Source organism: Hymenobacter canadensis, assembly GCF_027359925.1.
GTDB lineage: Bacteria > Bacteroidota > Bacteroidia > Cytophagales > Hymenobacteraceae > Hymenobacter > Hymenobacter canadensis.
On record NZ_CP114767.1, the window covers coordinates 1709511 to 1726128 of the forward strand.

At 61.5% G+C, this 16618-nt stretch carries 11 protein-coding genes; 4 read left to right on the top strand and 7 right to left on the bottom strand.

The genetic code is table 11. From position 1 onward, the window contains the following. Positions 1 to 12: 12 nt before the first annotated feature. The gene (locus O3303_RS07435; RefSeq protein WP_269561430.1) at positions 13 to 2331 is read left to right on the top strand and encodes a phospholipase D-like domain-containing protein; all 2319 of its coding nucleotides are present in this window, start codon (positions 13 to 15) and stop codon (positions 2329 to 2331) included. 195 nt (positions 2332 to 2526) lie between these two features. Here the strand turns inward: O3303_RS07435 and rlmF are convergent, their stop codons facing one another. The 3 genes from rlmF to O3303_RS07450 form a co-directional block, all read right to left on the bottom strand. Next, entirely contained in the window at positions 2527 to 3450 is a 924-nt protein-coding gene (gene rlmF / locus O3303_RS07440) for a 23S rRNA (adenine(1618)-N(6))-methyltransferase RlmF (RefSeq protein WP_269561431.1), read from the bottom strand. A gap of 44 nt (positions 3451 to 3494) precedes the next feature. Then, on the bottom strand, positions 3495 to 4133 hold the full coding sequence (locus tag O3303_RS07445) for a Pr6Pr family membrane protein (protein WP_269561432.1): 639 nt from the start codon (positions 4131 to 4133) through the stop codon (positions 3495 to 3497). Positions 4134 to 4360: 227 nt separating this feature from the next. Continuing rightward, the gene (locus tag O3303_RS07450; protein ID WP_269561433.1) at positions 4361 to 6778 is read right to left on the bottom strand and encodes an endonuclease MutS2; all 2418 of its coding nucleotides are present in this window, start codon (positions 6776 to 6778) and stop codon (positions 4361 to 4363) included. A 469-nt stretch (positions 6779 to 7247) separates the two neighbouring features. On the opposite strand from O3303_RS07450, the gene O3303_RS07455 reads away from it, so the two are divergent. Next, positions 7248 to 8882, top strand: coding sequence for a S1C family serine protease (locus O3303_RS07455; RefSeq protein ID WP_269561434.1), 1635 nt, complete (start codon positions 7248 to 7250; stop codon positions 8880 to 8882). Positions 8883 to 8994: 112 nt separating this feature from the next. Here O3303_RS07455 and O3303_RS07460 read toward each other — a convergent pair whose 3' ends face one another. Both O3303_RS07460 and O3303_RS07465 read right to left on the bottom strand, forming a co-directional pair. Further along, a complete protein-coding gene (locus O3303_RS07460) occupies positions 8995 to 9753 on the bottom strand; it encodes a TIGR02757 family protein (RefSeq protein ID WP_269561435.1) in 759 nt (252 codons plus the stop codon). Positions 9754 to 9902: 149 nt separating this feature from the next. Then, a complete protein-coding gene (locus O3303_RS07465; RefSeq protein WP_269561436.1) occupies positions 9903 to 10886 on the bottom strand; it encodes a LysM peptidoglycan-binding domain-containing protein in 984 nt (327 codons plus the stop codon). Between the two features lie 243 nt (positions 10887 to 11129). Between O3303_RS07465 and kdsB the strand changes: the two genes are divergently transcribed. Beyond that, a complete protein-coding gene (kdsB, locus tag O3303_RS07470; protein WP_269561437.1) occupies positions 11130 to 11879 on the top strand; it encodes a 3-deoxy-manno-octulosonate cytidylyltransferase in 750 nt (249 codons plus the stop codon). 48 nt (positions 11880 to 11927) lie between these two features. On the opposite strand, the gene O3303_RS07475 is transcribed toward kdsB, so the two are convergent. Together O3303_RS07475 and O3303_RS07480 are read right to left on the bottom strand one after the other, a co-directional pair. After that, positions 11928 to 12911: a hypothetical protein gene (locus tag O3303_RS07475; RefSeq protein ID WP_269561438.1), complete on the bottom strand. Its 984-nt coding sequence runs from the start codon at positions 12909 to 12911 to the stop codon at positions 11928 to 11930. A gap of 208 nt (positions 12912 to 13119) precedes the next feature. Next, positions 13120 to 15258 carry a glycoside hydrolase family 97 protein gene (locus O3303_RS07480; protein WP_269561439.1) on the bottom strand — a complete coding sequence of 713 codons (2139 nt, stop codon included), beginning with the start codon at positions 15256 to 15258 and terminating at the stop codon, positions 13120 to 13122. Between the two features lie 262 nt (positions 15259 to 15520). Here O3303_RS07480 and O3303_RS07485 point away from each other — a divergent pair, with 262 nt between their 5' ends. Next, positions 15521 to 16609 (top strand): efflux RND transporter periplasmic adaptor subunit, encoded by a 1089-nt coding sequence (locus O3303_RS07485; protein ID WP_269561440.1) that lies wholly within the window; start codon positions 15521 to 15523, stop codon positions 16607 to 16609. Positions 16610 to 16618: the final 9 nt, after the last annotated feature.

Sequence of the window (16618 nt, forward strand, 5' to 3'; positions counted from 1 at the left end):
CTTTTTTCCTGCATGAAGAAATTTACTCTGCTGGCCTTGCTCTGTGGCATGGCTGCTTTCCGGCCTGCCCAGGCCCAGACGGCCGTTACGATTGCCGCGGCCCGGGCCCAGGCACCGGCCTTCAATACATCGGGCGCTACCGTCACAGTGCGTGGCATCGTCACGAACGGGCCTGAGCTGGGTGCTATTCGCTACATCCAGGACGGCACGGCCGGCATCGGGGTGTACTCGACTACGCTTACCACGGGCATCGTGCCCGGCGACTCCATCATCGTGACGGGCACGCTCAAGGACTTCCGCGGCTTGCTGGAACTGGACCCGGTGTCGTCGCTGACGGTGCTGGCTGGCAACCGGCCGCTGCCGGCGCCGGTACAGTTTCCGGCCGGTGGCTTCACTGCCGCCTATGCCGAGCAGTACGAAGGCCGCCTGGTACAGCTCACGGGGGCCACGTCCATCAACACCGCAACCGGCTCTCCTATCACGTCGTTCAGCAGCACCACGTTCCGCATCAACAACAACGCCGCCACGGTGCTGTATGTAAATGCCGCCTCCACCGGCCCGGCCGGCCTCATCGGCAAGCCCTCACCGAGCGGCACGTTTGATGCCGTGGGCATCATGAGCCAGTTCACAACCACGGCGCCAACCCCAACGGCTGCTGGCTACCAGCTGCTGCCGCGCCTCTACGAGGATTTCCGCCAGGGCAACACGCCCAACGTGTTGAATACGCCCTTCCCAACCAACATCACGACTTCAAGCTTCACGGTGAACTTTGTCACCCAGAACGCCGGCAACACCAAGCTGGAGTACGCCACCAGCGCCACCGGCCCGTTCACGGCCGTGACCAGCGCCGCCAGCACCACCAGCCACAGCCTGGCCATTGCGGGCCTGCAGCCGGCCACGGTATACTTCGTGAAAGCCAGCTCCACAAACGCCACCGGCCTGTCGGAGTCGCGCGTGGTGCCCATGATTACGGCTTCCCTCTCGTCGGGCAAGATGCGCAGCTACTTCACCGGCACGGTGAACAACACGCTGGCGCTGCCCGGCAACAACGCCCTGTTCCTGCCCAGCGGCGCCATTGCCGATACGCTGGCCCGCTACATCGGCCGCGCTACCGCCACGCTTGATATTTCCATCTATAACTGGAACAGCCCCACCATTCTGGCTGCGGTGAATGCCGCCCAGGCCCGCGGCGTACGGGTGCGCGTGATTTACGAAGACGACAATGCCAACGTGAGCGTACCGGGCCTGAACACCGGCGTGGCCCGCATCGGCCGTACCCAGACTGGCACCGGCACCATCCAAGGCATCATGCACAACAAGTTTGTGATTATTGATGCCGAAAATACTAACCCAAACGTGCCGTGGGTATGGACCGGCTCTACCAACTGGACCCAGGCGCAGCTTTCCACCGACCGCAACAACGCCATCGTCATTCAGGACCAAGCCCTGGCCCGGGTGTATAAGATGGAGTTCGAGGAAATGTGGGGCGGCAGCGGCGCCGCTGCGGGTGCCGTGAAGTTCGGCTCGCGCAAAACCGATAACACCCCGCACTACCTCAACATCGGCGGTAAGCTGGTGGAATCGTGGTTCTCGCCGACCGACAACGTGAACGGCCGCCTGATCGACGCCATCCGCACGGCCGACTTCGACCTGCACATTGCCACCATGCTCAACACGCAGATCGACATCGGGCGCGCCATCCGCGACCAGGTGCAGCTTCGCAACATTGCGGCCTGCACCGAGGTGCTCAACAACGACACCAGCTCCGTGGGCTCGGGCGCCGTGCTGCGTACCATCCGCCAGGCCATCGGGGCCCGCGGCATGGTGAAGAACACCAGCGGCATCATGCACCACAAATACGCCATCATTGATGCCGGCGCTTCGCAGTCGGACCCGCAGGTATTTGTGGGCTCGCACAACTGGAGCCTCTCGGCCAACACCGAGAACGACGAAAACACGCTCATCGTGCACGAGCCGCGCATCGTGAACCAGTACTACCAGGAGTTTGCGGCCCGCATTGCCGAGCAAAACCGTGGCGTGCAGGTCTGCAACCTGGTGCTGAGCAACAAGAACGCCACCGTGCAGCAAAGCAGCGTGCAGGTGTACCCCAACCCGACGCGCGGCCAGTTTGCCGTGCGCCTCGCCACCGGCAAAGCCCGCACCGCCACCATCACCCTGCGTGATGCCACCGGCCGCGTGGTGCTCAACCAAACCAGCGCCCTCTCCGGCCAGGATGTTGCAGTGGACGCCTCGCAACTGCCCGCCGGCCTCTACATGGTGCAGATCGTGACGCCCGAAGCCACGCAGATGAGCCGCGTGGTTGTGGAATAATCAGATAGAATCGATACAACGAAAAAGGCCGTTTCCATCTGGGAACGGCCTTTTTCGTTGTGGAATCTTGGGTGTAGAGACGCGTATTCGCGTCTTGTCGTTGCTGATGTTGTTTATCTACCGGAGCGGATAGCGCAGTGTCAGTCGTTCAACGGTGAGACGCGAGTACGCGTCTCTACAGCGTCCTGAAACACCTTATTTCCAGCGCCGCGCGGCCCAGGCCTGCTGCTGCTCGGGCGTTTGGAAGGTCCAGGCTACGAAGCGGGTGGCCTTTTGGCCGTGGGTCATGTCGATGGTTTTCACTTCCAAAGCCCCCACTTTTTTGAGGAAGTGGTAGATGCTGGGCAGGGTTTCCTTTTTGGAGATGAGCGTGCTGAACCACAGCACCCGCGGCCCCAGCGGCACGCTCTGCTCCACCAGGTTGCGCACGAAGGCTTCTTCGCCGCCCGTGTACCAGAGCTCCGTGTTGCGGCCGCCGAAGTTGAGCACCGGCTCGGCCGTGCGCGGCTGGCCCAAGTTGCGGGTTTTGCGCTGATTGGCCGCCAGCGCCTCTTCTTCCGAAGCGTGGAACGGCGGATTGCACACTGTCAGGTCAAACTCCTCCCGGATCTTCACGATGCCGTCGAAGATGTAGTTGGCGTGGGTCTGCTGGCGCACTTCCACCCGGCCGGACAAGGACTGATTAGCCGCCACCAGCATCTTGGCCGATTTCAGGGCCACCGTATCAATGTCGGAGCCAACGAAGCGCCAGCCGTAGTCGTGGGTGCCGACGATGGGGTACACGCAGTTAGCCCCGATGCCAATGTCGAGCACGTGCACCTGCTTGCCGCGCGGCACGGTGCCGCCGTGCAGGGCCGCCAGCAGGTCGGCGGCGTGGTGCAGGTAGTCGGCGCGGCCCGGGATGGGCGGGCACAGGTAGCCGGCCGGAATGTCCCAGAGCTGAACGCCATAGAACTGCTTCAGCAGGGCCTGGTTGAGAGCTTTCACCGCAGCCGGATTGGCGAAGTCGATGGTTTCGTCGCCGTACTGGTTGCGCGCTACAAAGGGGGCCAGCGCCGGGCTGGCGGCAATGAGCTGCGGGAAATCGTAGCGGTCGGCGTGGGGGTTGCGAGGATGCAAAATGAGAAAGGGGTAAAAAGGTAAAAGCCCAACGGCTTTAATGATCAGGCCAACGAGCGGCGGTGCCGCCAGTTGGAAAACGCGGCCAGCAGCACCGAAATAGCCAGCATGACCACCAGCACCAGCAGGCAGTTGCGCAGCACCGGCCTGTAGCCCAGCGCCGCCACATCCACGAACGGATACGGGTAGAAGCCGGCGGACGGCCCACGCAGCAGCGTGTACGCCAGGTAAGCGGCCGGATAAAGCAGCCAGCACGGCAACGTGCGCCAGCGCACCGGCTGCCCGGCAATCAGCAGCAGCCAGAAGCCCAGCATGTACAAAGGTACGAGGCCGTGGAGGATGTTGTCGACGAGGATGCCCCAGCCGGCCAGCGGCACCAGCCCGCGCAGCACCGCCTGGTACACCACGCCCACCACCAGAATGTACACCGTGAGGGCCGTACCCACCTCCGCCCGGGCCGCCCAGCGCCCCCAGCGGGAGCCCGGTGCTAGGCTGCGCACCAGAAAATAGCCGGCTACGAGCGTGTTGGTCAGGATGGTGAAGTAGCTGAAGAAGCGCACGACGGTTTCCAGCGGCGGCAGCTGCCGGCTACTGAACGTGACGTAGAACTGCGCCAGCAGCCCCGTTAGCGCCAGCAACGCCCCGGCTATTGCCGGCCAGAAAATTCGACGGGAATCTTGCATAGTGCTCAGCACAGAAAGCAGGTGCGACGGTAGCCGAAAAATCAATCCTGCCGAATATAGCACAATCGTTTCAGAGCCGGTGAGCGGCCCGCGCGTCCTGCCCGGGCCGCGGCTCCCACACGAAAAAGGGTCTGGCAAAGCCGCTCGCGCGTTTCGCCAGACCCTTTGTATTTCAGCCGTCCACAAAATCCGTGCAATCCGTGGACAATCCGTGCTAATCCGTGATCCTACTTCAGCACGGCCACCGTGGCGCCGTCGCCGCCGCGGTCGGCGTGCTCGTCGGCCACGCTGGCCACCTGGCGGGTGCGGTGCAGGTAGTCGCGCACCACCTGGCGCAACACGCCGTTGCCGCGGCCGTGCAGGATCTTGATTTCGGGCACGCCCAGCATCACGGCATCATCCACATAGGTCGTGATTTTGGTGAGGGCATCCTCGGCCCGCTCGCCGCGCAAATCCAGCGTGGGGCTGAAGCTCGACATCTTGTCGGTGGTGCTGAAGCCGGCGTACTGGGCTGGGGCCCGGCGCACGGCCTCCTTTTCCCGCTCCCGGATTTCGGAGCGCGTCAGCTTTTCAAGCTGGGTGATCTTGACGATGGTTTTCATGCCCCCGAAGCTCACTTCGGCGGTTTTACCCTTTACGCTCATCAGCTCGCCGTAGCCTTCCTGCCCAATCAGCGCCACTTTGTCGCCGACTTTCAGCGTGCCGGCTTCGGCCAGCTCGCGGGTGGCTTTGGGCTTGGGCGGCTCAATCTGCAGCTTCTCGCGCACAAACGTGTCAAGCTTGCCGCGGGCCTCCTTGGTGCGGTCCTTGTCGGCCTGGCCGAGGCGTATTTCCTGAATGGTGGCCTCAATCTGCTGGTTGGTGTCCTTGAGCAGCAGCTTGGCATCCTGCTTGGCTTTGCGCAACACCTCCAGCGTGGTGTCGTCGAGGTACTTCTTGAGGTCCTGGTATTCCTGGGCGGCTTTTTTCAGGCGGCGCTCGGCTTTGGCTGCTTCGGCGGTGCGGGCCTCCAGGTCCGACTTTTCCTTTTCGAGGCCTTCCAGCAGCCGATCGTAGCGGATCTTGTCTTTGCCGACGAGCTGGGTGGCGCGCTCTACCAGCTGCTTGGGCAGGCCGATTTTGCGGGCAATTTCGATGGCAAACGACGAGCCCGGCTTCCCGATTTCCAGGCGGTAGAGCGGTTGCAGCTGCTCGGGGTCATAGCGCATGGCCCCGTTCACGATGCCGGGCGTGCGCTCGGCGTAGTTCTTGAGGTTGGTGTAGTGGGTGGTGATGACACCGAAACTGCGCGCCCGATTCAGCTGCTCCAGCACGGCCTCGGCAATGGCGCCGCCCAGCGCCGGCTCGGTGCCGGTACCAAATTCGTCAATCAGCACCAGACTGCGCTTGCCGGCCAGCGTCACAAACTGCTTCATACTCAGCAGGTGCGACGAGTACGTGCTAAGGTCGTTTTCCAGGCTCTGCTCGTCGCCGATATCGAGGAATATATCATCGAACATGCCGGCTTCCGAACCTTCGCCGGCCGGAATCAGCAGGCCGCACTGCAGCATGTACTGCACCAATCCCACCGTCTTCATGCTCACCGACTTACCACCGGCATTCGGCCCCGAAATCAGCAGAATGCGCTGTTCCGGCGTCAGCTCGATATCCAGCGGCACCACCTCGCGCGGGTCGTCTTTGGCGTGGCCTAGGAAGGTGAGGTAGAGCAGCGGATGGCGCACCTGCTTCCAGAGCATCTGGGGGCGCGGGTGCAGGATGGGCAGCGTGGCCTCCAGGCGCAGCGCCAGGCGCGCCTTGGCCCGGATAAAGTCGATCAAACCCAGGTATTGGTAGGCCTTGCGCAGATCCGGAATGTGGGGCCGGAGCTGGTCGGTGAGGGCCGTCAGGATGCGGATCAGCTCGCGCTGGTAGGCGTTTTCGAGGTCCTTGATGTCGTTGTTGAGCTCGAACACGGCTTCCGGCTCGATGTACACCGTCTGGCCCGAGGCCGACTCGTCGTGGATCAGGCCTTTCACGCGGCGCTTGTGCTCGGCCACCACGGGCAGCACCAGCCGCCCGCCCCGGATGGTGGGCTCGGCGTCGCCGGGAATCCAGCCTTCGTTTTTGGCGTGGCGCAGGATGCCCGCAATCTGCTTGCGCAGCAACCCCTGGCGCGTAATCAGCTCCTGGCGCAGCTGGCGCAGCAGCGGCGAGGCGTCGTCGCGCACAAGGCCTTCGTCGTCCACCACTTTGTCGAGGGCGGCCAGCAGGTTGCGGTCGACCTGCACGCCAATGCCGAGCAGGCGCAGCGTGGGGTACAGGTCTTCGGCGGCCTGGGTGAAGAAGGTAAGCGCCTGCCGGATGGTGCGCAGGCTCATCTTCACGGCGAAGAAGGCGGCCACGTCGAGGTAGGCGCCGGGCAGGCTGGCGCGCACCAGCTGCGGGTTCACGTCGTGGTAGTGCTGGCTGGGGAAGTCGGCGCCGCTATGGAGCAGGAAGCGGAACTCGTCGGTCTGCAGCAGCAGCTTGTGCAGCTGGTCGTGCTTGGTCTGGAACACCATTTTGGCCACAAACTGGCGGCCGAGCGCACTCAGGCACATACTTTCCAGCATTTCACGCAGCTGCGCGAAGCCTATTTTCTGCTCGAAGTTCTGAGGAAGAATCAAATCGGGTAGTCTTGGAAATCGGGATGGAATGTAAAGGTAAACAGCATTTGCTGGCGGAAAGATTCAGGTTTTCAGCATACTCCTCAGCACCTGGGTTCCCACATTATCTTTATAATAGCGAATATTGAATTAAAATAAGCGACTACCTTTTTTTCCAGCTTCTGAACCCACTACTTTTGAAAGCTGCACGTTTTGTACGCAGCGCCTTCCTATACAAGTCAATTTGACGCGTTATTCTATTTCCATTTACTACCAGTGTCACTGACCATCCTGCTAGCCTATACTACTCGGAAGCATGAGCCCCGCTACATGACTTCAGCTGTATCCCGTATCCCTGGCCCGCCGATACTTCGCCGCCACCCCCTTTCTCTGTAATGCCGTCTGCCTTTACGCCAGCTGCTGAAATGCTTGTGCGTGCAGGTGTCTATTCCTGTTGCTGTTTTCTCTTCTTTCTCACATAGGTGCCTTTATGAAACAAAAGTCTACTCAGATTATCAGCGGTTTACTGCTCAGCTCGCTGCTGCTGCCCAGCTGCGCTACCATCATCTCCGGCTCCCGGCAGTCGGTGCTCCTGTCAGGCACGCCAAGCGGCAGCACGTACTACATCAACGACAAGCCCGTGGAGGCTAAGCCCGTAGAGGGCCAGTCGAATACCGTAAGTGTACGGGTGCCGCGCAAGCGCAGCTCAGAAGTGAAGGTGAAGCACGAGGGCTATAAGGACTATTCCGAGGTGCTTTATCCGGAAAAATCCACCGGCCTGGCGTATTTGAACTACCTGCCCTTCTTCTATGGCGCTGCCACCAGCTTGTCAATGTCGACTGATGACAACGGTGATATGAAGTACACGGGCCTGCCGGGGCTGGTAATTATGGTAGGCGGCCTGGGGGGCCTGCTGACTGACCGCACCACTGGCGCCAACAACCGCCTCAACAAGAAGGAAATACAGACTTCCATGACGAAACTGCCTAAGGCCGTGGCCGGCAGCCAGTCTGTTCAGTGCACGCTGATGAACGTGCGTACGAAAGGCGGCGACAAAATGGGCAATTACTTCGTGCGGAAAGAGCCCACCGAAATCCTCTACTTCGGCAAGTCGCTTGATGTCGATGCTGAGCACCTGAAATCATCGGTTAATGGTGCCCTCAAGGATATTGGCTACACCGTACCCGATGGTGAATCGAAGAGCATTTTTTCTACCGGCGCCAACTCCCGCTACACCCTACAGGGCGAAATGCGCGACATAAAGTACAACGTAAACGCTTCGTCGCCCTACCAATCAGCACGCTACGAAACAGATTGCACGGTTGAGGTAACTTGGAAACTACTCAATCAAACCCGCCAGACCGTGGTAGAGCAAAAAACGACTGGCTCCAGCGTTAAGTTTGAGCAGGGCGGCAGCGCGGCTTTCGAGGATGCGTTTGAAAACTCGTTTTACGCGTTTTTCTCCAACCCAAAGGTTGCGCAGGCCCTGGCTAAACCAGCTGATAGCAAGACCGAAACTGCCACCTCGCTGGCCCCCATCAGCATGCGGCGTGGTGCTCCTATGGCTGCCGACAAAGGCTTGAGCCAAGCGGCACGCGGCGTTGTTATCGTGGAAACCAGCAATGGCCACGGCAGCGGCTGCATTGTGTCGCCGGATGGCTACATCGTGACCAACGCGCATGTGGTGGAAGATCAGGAAGAAGTGAAGATTCAGTTGGCTGACGGGATGAGCACCAAGGCAAAGGTCGTGCGGCTGAATGCCGAAATGGATCTGGCGCTGCTGAAGGTAGATGCCGAAGGCCTGCTTGCTTTCCAGCTCCCCACCAGCAGCCTGGCCGAAATCGGGTCGGATGTGTTTGCTATTGGCACTCCTGCCGATAAGGAACTTGGCCAGACCGTTACGAAAGGCATCATCAGCGGCCGCCGCAAAGTGGATGGCCGTTCCTTCCTGCAAACCGACGTCAGCATCAACGGTGGCAACAGCGGCGGCGCTCTGGTGGCCCGCAGCGGCCAGCTGCTGGGCATCGTGAATGCCAAGCTGGTCGGCCGCGGCATTGAGGGCATCGGCTTTGCCATTCCGGCCGAGCAGGTAGCCGAAGCGCTGAATCTCAAGTTCACGAACTAGTTCCGCTGCGGTTAGCAGACAACTCCAACGCATAACGGCGGGCGGCTCCTTGGTGAGTTGCCCGCCGTTGTGCGTTCAGAGCAGGCCCCCCGGTAACAGACTGGCCCCTGTTTTACATCTCCCCTTCCACGCCCAGCCCGAACAGGGCGAAATCGTACTTCACGGGGTCCAGCGGGTCGAAGGTGCGCAGGTGGGCGGTGAGGTCTTCGGCGGCCAGCCAGTCGACTTGCTTGCGCTCCAGTAGGCCCAGGCGGCGCGCCACGCGCTCCACGTGCACGTCGCAGGGGCAGACGAGGTCGGCCATGGGCAGGCGGGTCCAGAGGCCGAAGTCCACGCCGTAACTGTCCTGGCGCACCATCCAGCGCAGGTACATGTTCACGCGCTTGCAGGCCGAGCCGCGGGCCGGCGTGGCCACGTGCTTGCGGGTGCGCTGTGGCGCGTCGTCGAGGCTGAAGAACAGATTGTGGAAGTTCTCCAGCCGTTCTTTCTGGGTATTGCCGTGCAGGAAGGCATCTTCCAAGGACGCGTGCTGGCCGTAGTACCAGCGCAGCCAGTGCACGAAGTAGAGCAGGTCGGTGTCGCAGAAGGTGCGGTGGCAGAAGCCGAGCAGGCGCTTCAGGTCCTCATCCTGATGCTGCAGGATGAACTGGTGGGGCGCGTTGTCCATGCGCTGCAGCAGCTCGGTGACTTTGCTGATGATGGTGGGCCGCCGCCCCCAGGCCAGCAGCGCCGCAAACAGCCCGCTGATTTCCACGTCCGGCCGCTGCGTGAAGCGGTGCGGAATCTGGATGGGGTCGTGTTGGATAAACGCCGGCTGGTTGTAGCGGGCGTAGCTTTCTTCGAGGATCGTGCGGACCTGGGCTTGGTTCATGGTTTGGAAGGTAGGGCACCAAAGAAGAACGTCATGCTGAGCTTGCCGAAGCATCTCTCCCGCTTCGTTGTAACCATTGAGTTACCCTCGGGAGAGATGCTTCAGCAAGCTCAGCATGACGTTCTGTTAGTATTTACTGCTTGTGCTGCCTACGGCACGTAGCTGGTTTCCACGCGGAAGCGGGCGTCGGGGGTGGCTAGGCGCTGCACGGCGCGGGGCGAGAGACGCACCAGGATGTTGCTGTTTTCGCCGGTATCCGGCAGCGGGCCGATAACGCGCACATACACCGACTGCCCGTTCATGATATTGCGCACCTGCATGATGGTGCCCACGGCGGCGGTTTTATGCAGCGCCAGGTACTTGTCGGTGGTGCTGTTGGGGATGCTGGTGGCCAAGCCGCTTTCCGTCACGCGGCGCACGATTTCGCTGGCCCGAGTAGGGGCGCGCTCCTCGGGCTTCTCCTTCGGAGTGCTGACAGGATTAGGAGTTGAGTTAGCTGAGTCGGCGGGACGGGGCGCGGCGGTTTCCGGGCGAGGGGCCGTAGCAACTGGCGCCGGCGTTTCGCGGGCGGGTGCGGTAGCTACGGCCGACTCGCGGGTGGCAGGCGCGGCGGGCGTTTCGCGGCGGGCGGGCGCGCCAGGGCCAGCCGCCACAATAAGCGTCTGGCCCTGGCGCACGTTGTAGTTGGGCGCGAAGTCGTTCAGCTCCGCCAGCGCCTGCGGCGTGGTGTTGAACTTGCGGGCAATGGCAAACAGCGTCTGGCCGGCTTCTACCTTATATACGCGGTTGCCGCGGGCATCGGTGGGCAGGCTGCGGGCGGCGGTGCCAGCTGCGGCGGGGCGCGGGTTGTCGGAGGCATTCATCACCACGCGCTGGCGTGGCACCAGCACAATCTGGCCGGTGGTGAGGGCGCCTTTCTGCCCGTCATTGGCTTCCACGATTTGCTCGACAGGCACGCGGTAGCGGCGGGCCAGGCCATAGAGCGTTTCGCCGGGCGCTACGCGGTGCCGGATGAGCATTTTGCCGCTCCGGTATTCCACCCCGATGGAGTCGGGCGGCGCCACAAAGCCGGCGGCGGAAGCAGTGAAACCAGAGAAAACCAGCGCGGCGGACAGCAACGAGAATCGGAACATAGAAACAACAGGCAAGAACAGCTACGGCCAGGAAACGGCGAAAAACCGGGGCTGTGCATAAATTCTGCCGAAAGTTAGGCATTCGGGCGCAGTAGCCGAGCCTCGCGGTATCAGTGCCGCATTTTATTGTTTGTTTTGAAGATTGAAGCGCGCAGTTTTTGCTGGGCGCGCTGTTGCCGACTTCCGCAACGAGGCCTGTTCCACGATTCACCAGACAGAAGCCTGGTGTTACAACCCATTTTTATGCTTGCCATCGGTATCATTCCCGCCCGCTTCGCCTCCACCCGCCTGCCCGGCAAGCCCCTCGTCGACCTCGGCGGCCAGACCATGATTGAGCGGGTGGTGCGCCAGGCCCAACAATCCAGCCTGAGCCGGGTGGTGGTGGCCACCGACGACCAGCGCATTCTGGAGCACGTGCTGGGCTTCGGCGGCGAGGCCGTGCTGACCCATCCCGACCATCCCAGCGGCACCGACCGGGTACGCGACGCCTACGAGCAGCTGGGCGTGCAGGCCGACTGCATCATCAACATCCAAGGCGACGAGCCCTTCATCCACCCCAGCCAGATCGACGCGCTGGTGCAGCTGTTTGCCGTGCCCGCGCCGCCTCAGCTGGCCACGCTGGTGAAGCCCGTGGTGAGCGACGAGGAGCTGTTCAGCCCACACCTGCCCAAAGTGGTGCTCAACGCCCAGGGCGAAGCGCTGTATTTCAGCCGCCACCCCCTGCCCTACCAGCGCCAGCACGCACCCGAGCAGTGGCTGCAGCACCACCGCTACCTACGCCACATCGGCCTCTACGCCTACCGCCCCGACGTGCTGCGCGAAATCACGCAGCTGCCGCCCTCGCCGCTGGAGCTGGCCGAGAGCCTGGAGCAGTTGCGGTGGCTGGAAGCCGGCTACCGTATCCAAACCGCCGAAACCACCCTGGAAACCATCGGCATCGATACGCCGGAAGACGTGGAGCGGGCGTTACGGCAGTTGGGAATCAAGAATTGATTGCCTCGACTTAGCCAGCTTGGTTGCTAAAACTGCTTATTCAGGCTGCTAAGACGACGGGGGAGCCAGCTCAATGGCCTTTGCAAGGCGCATAAACTGCTCCAGCCGTACTTCGGGCTGTTCGTAGGCCCGGCCGTCGAATACCAGTATCCCGGTGGGTGTGCTCAACAGAAGCACCAGGGCCCGGCCTTGCTTGCCCGCGTAGTTGAAGGTTATCACGTTTTCGTAGGCGTAGTGGCCGTTGATGGTGCCGTTGATTTCTTGCACGTTATCCACGCTGGCGACGGTGCGGTATTCCCGGATGATGGACAGGGCTATGTCCTGGACCGTTGTGCGCTCGGCAATAGGCGGCAGCGTTGTAACCCGAAACAGCGTGGCGTGCGCCGTGTCGCCATCGGCCCCTATGCGGCCCTGCGGGGCATATACTGCCCAGCGCCCAAGTTGGGGGCTTAGTTGCCGAAAATCAGTATCCAGCATGTCGGCCCGAAAGCCCAAAACCTCCTGCTCCTTCACTTTCACCGCCGGGTCGTAGTGGGCGGTGAGCAACATTTGCTGACAATCTGCAGCCGCACCGGGCAGAATTTTAGGGTACACGCCGACAAGCAGTGTAACGCGGCTACTATCGCCGAAAGCCAGCAAAGCCGCCGTCAGACCGGGCCCGCGGCGGTAGGGCTGAGTCAGGAACACGGCCGGGTGGCCGTTGTAAGTGAGGCGGCGCAGGGCCGTGGTGGGAATATCAGGCTGGCCGGCCAGCTCTTTCTGCAGCTGCTCCAGATACGCAGCAAACTTTACCCCAGGCATCTCAAGCACCTGCACAAACTGCAGCGGATTGAGGCGTAGCAGATGCTGCTGCGCCTCGAGCTCATACCCCGTGGGGGCAGCCAGCAGCATGTGCGTGCCAGGTATACGCCGGTGCTGCGGCGTAGCCTTGGTAGTGATAGTAGCTGGAATTTCTTCGGGGCTGAAGCGGCAGCTGCCGCACATGAGCAGCGCCACCCACAAAAGGGCCGCTGCAACGCGCCTGGCGTTCATAATAGTCAATGAATAGTAGTAAGGCCGGGCTCCCGGAATTGCGGTAAAGCTACGCTTTCTACCTTCACACGGCAACGGGAAAGTGCTGCTTTGCCAAGTAGCTCCTTGGCCGGCAAACCGGCCGCCCCAGACACCAAAAGCCCCGGCGGAGCAGCCTCCCCGCTTGCGTGGTAGGCCGCCCCGCCGGGGCTTTTTCTGGCAGTTACGCTTACTTGCCGGCTTCCACCACGCTGATGGCGTAGCCGCCGCCCGGCGCGCAGTATTGCGCCAGCTTGGACTTACGTGTCACGTTGACTTTACGGATGGTATACGCTTGCGGGTTTTTCTCGTAGTGCGCGTCCTTGGCGTCGGCGTAGATGGTGGCTACGTACTTCTTGCCGGAATCCAGGAAGCTCAGGTCGATTTTGGAGGTGCGGCCCTGTTCGTCGCAGGTACTGCCGATAAACCAGCTGCTTTTGCCTTTGGCTTTGCGGGCGTAGGTGATGTAGTCGCCGGGCTCGGCCTCCAGCACTTTGGTATCGTCCCAGTCCACGGCCACGTCCTTGATGAACTGGAAGGCGTCGAGGTGCTGGTTGTAGTGCTCGGGCAGGTCGGCGGCCATCTGCAGCGGGCTGTACATGGTCACGTAGAGGGCCAGCTGCCGGGCCAGGGTGCTGTGCACAAACGACGTGTTGCTGGGGTTGAGCTTGCTGACCTTCGTTTCGAAGATGCCCGGCGTGTAGTCCATCGGGCCGCCAATGAGGCGGGTGAAGGGTAGAATAGTGGTGTGGTCGGCGTTGTTACCCCCGAACGACTCGTACTCGGTGCCGCGCGCGGCCTCGTTGCCGATGAGGTTTGGGAAAGTGCGGCTCAGGCCGGTGGGGCGCACAGCCTCGTGGCCGTTCACCATGATTTTGTGCTTGGCGGCCTGCTCCAGCACGTAGTTGTAGTGGTTGATCAGCCACTGGCTGTAGTGGTGCTCGCCCAAAGGCAGCACGTCGCCGACGTAGCCGGTTTTCACGGCGTTGTAGCCGTTGTCGTTCATGAACTGGAAGGCCTGCTCCAGGTGCCGCTCGTAGTTGCGCACCGAGCCCGAGGTTTCGTGGTGCATCATCATCTTCACGCCCTTGCTTTCGGCGTAGCGGTGCAGCTCTTTCACATCGAAGTCCGGATACGGCGTCACGAAGTCGAACACGTAATCCTTGTGCTTGCCGAACCAGTCTTCCCATCCGGTGTTCCATCCTTCCACCAGCACGGCATCAAACCCGTGCAGGGCGGCGAAGTCGATGTACTCCTTCACGTGGGCGGTGTTGGCGCCGTGGGTGCCGTTGGGCTTCACGGTTTTATAGTCGATGGAGTCGAGCTTGATGTTTTCCTGGTTGGTGTACGACCACGAGCTTTTGCCCGTAATCATCTCCCACCACACGCCCACGTATTTCACGGGCTTGATCCAGGACACGTCCTTGAACTTGGTGGGCTCGTTGAGGTTGAGCACCAGCTTGGACTGCAAAATGTCGGCCGCTTTGTCGCTTACGAGCACCGTGCGCCACGGCGACTGGCAGGGCGTCTGCAGGTAGCCCTTGTTGCCCAGCGCGTCGGGCGTCAGGTGCGACTCCAGCACAAACGTCTTATCGTCCAGCTCCAAGTGCATGGCCGAGTAGTCAATCAGGCCCGCCTCATGGATGTTCACGTAGAGCCCGTCGGGGCGCTTGAGCATGAGCGGCGTCTGCAGACCAGTGGCCGAAAACGGCGTCTGGGAGGCATTGGGCGTGGTCGAAGCCTTCATCAGCCCGCGCACCTGCGACAGGTTCGAGGTGACGGTGCTGTACTCCTGGGTGTCGTAGTCGCCGGGCAGCCAGAAGGCTTTATGGTCGCCGTTGAGGGCAAACTTGGTTTTCTCTTCCTTTACCACGAAGTAAGCCAGCTCGGGCTGGCGCGGAAACTCGTAGCGGAAGCCCAGGCCATCGTCGAACAGCCGGAACCGCACCCGCATTTCGCGCTTGGTGGCGGGCTGAGTGAGCGTCACGGCCAGCTCATTGTAGTGGTTGCGGATGGTTTTCACCTCGCCCCACACCGGATTCCAGCTTTCATCCACGGTGCGGCGGGTGGCGGCCGTCTGGGTGAAGCCGCTGGTGAGGGCGGGCGCGTTTTGCAGCTCCAGGCCCAGCTTACTGGTGTTGAGCACCGGCCGGCCTTTGTAGCTGAGGCTGTAGGTGGGCACGCCATCGGCCTGCACGTTCACGCTCAGCGTCAGCTGCTTGTTCGGCGACTGGAGGTCTTCGGCCTGGGCCGTGGCGCCCCACGCCAGCAGCGCCAGCAGCAGGCCCCGGCGGGCGGCGGGCAGAAAGGAAATACGGAGTAGGTTCATGCAGAGGAGGGGATAATACGAATGGGGTTGGCCCACCGGGCCAAGGGTCGGGAATGCCGGCTGCAAGTTGCGTTGCTGCCGGGGGTTTTACTACCGTTCTGTTGCCCGGTTTACCTGCGGTATTGATTTTTAGTCTGTGCCCCAACTGGCGTGCACGGCCATGTCCGACAACTGCGCTAAACGTTTTTTCGGCTTCACACGGCCTTCATGAAGTCAGCGGTTGCTTTGTCCCATTCAAATCAGGATGGCACGTGATACGCATATGAAAAGAAGTTTTTTGCTGGCGCTCATGAGCGTGGGCGTAGCGGTGGGCAGCACGAGCTGCGCCGAGAAACACGAGGAAAAAGAGGAGCAGGTGAAATTCCTGGTCACCAGCCCGCTCCAGAAAGACACGACCATCACCAAGGAGTACGTGTCGCAGATTCACGCCTACCAGCACATTGAGGTGCGGGCGCTGGAGAAGGGCTACCTCCAGAAGATTTACGTGGATGAGGGCCAGGCCGTGCGCGAAGGGCAGCTGATGTTCCAGATCATGCCGATGGTGTACAAGGCCGAGCTGCAGAAGTCGAAGGCCGAGGCCAACTACGTGGGCATCGAGTACCAGAATACCAAGCTGCTGGCCGACAAGAACGTGGTGTCGAAAAACGAGCTGGCCCTGGCCCAGGCCAAGCTGGACAAGGCCAACGCCGAAGTCGGGCTGGCCAAAACCCACCTCGATTTCACCACCATCAAGGCCCCGTTCAGCGGCATGATGGACCACTTCCAGGCCCGGCTGGGCAGCCTCGTAGATGAGGGCGACCTGCTAACCACTCTCTCCGACAACAGCAAGATGTGGGTGTACTTCAACGTGCCCGAGGCCGAGTACCTGGCCTACAAAGCCCACACCCGCACCGAAGCCGAGACGAAGGTGAAGCTGATGATGGCCAACAACGAGGTGTTCAAGTACCCCGGCGTGGTGCAGACCATTGAGGCCGACTTCAACAACGAAACCGGCAACATTGCCTTCCGGGCCACTTTCCCCAACCCCGACGGCCTGCTGCGCAACGGCGAAACCGGCTCGGTGCTGATGACCGTGCCGCTCAAAAACGCCGTCATCATCCCGCAGAAAGCCACCTTCGAGGTGCTCGAAAAGAAGTTCGTGTACGTGGTGGATGCCCAGAACAAAGTGCACCAGACCGAGGTAACCGTGGCCTCTGAAATGCCCGACCTCTACATCATCTCGGCCGGCCTGAAAGCCACCGACAAAATCATGCTCGAAGGCATCCGAAAGGTGAAGGAAGGCGACAAGATCCGCTTCACTTACGAGCAGCCGAAAACGGTGATTTCGCACCTGAAAGTGTATTCGGAGTAAGGCGGGCAT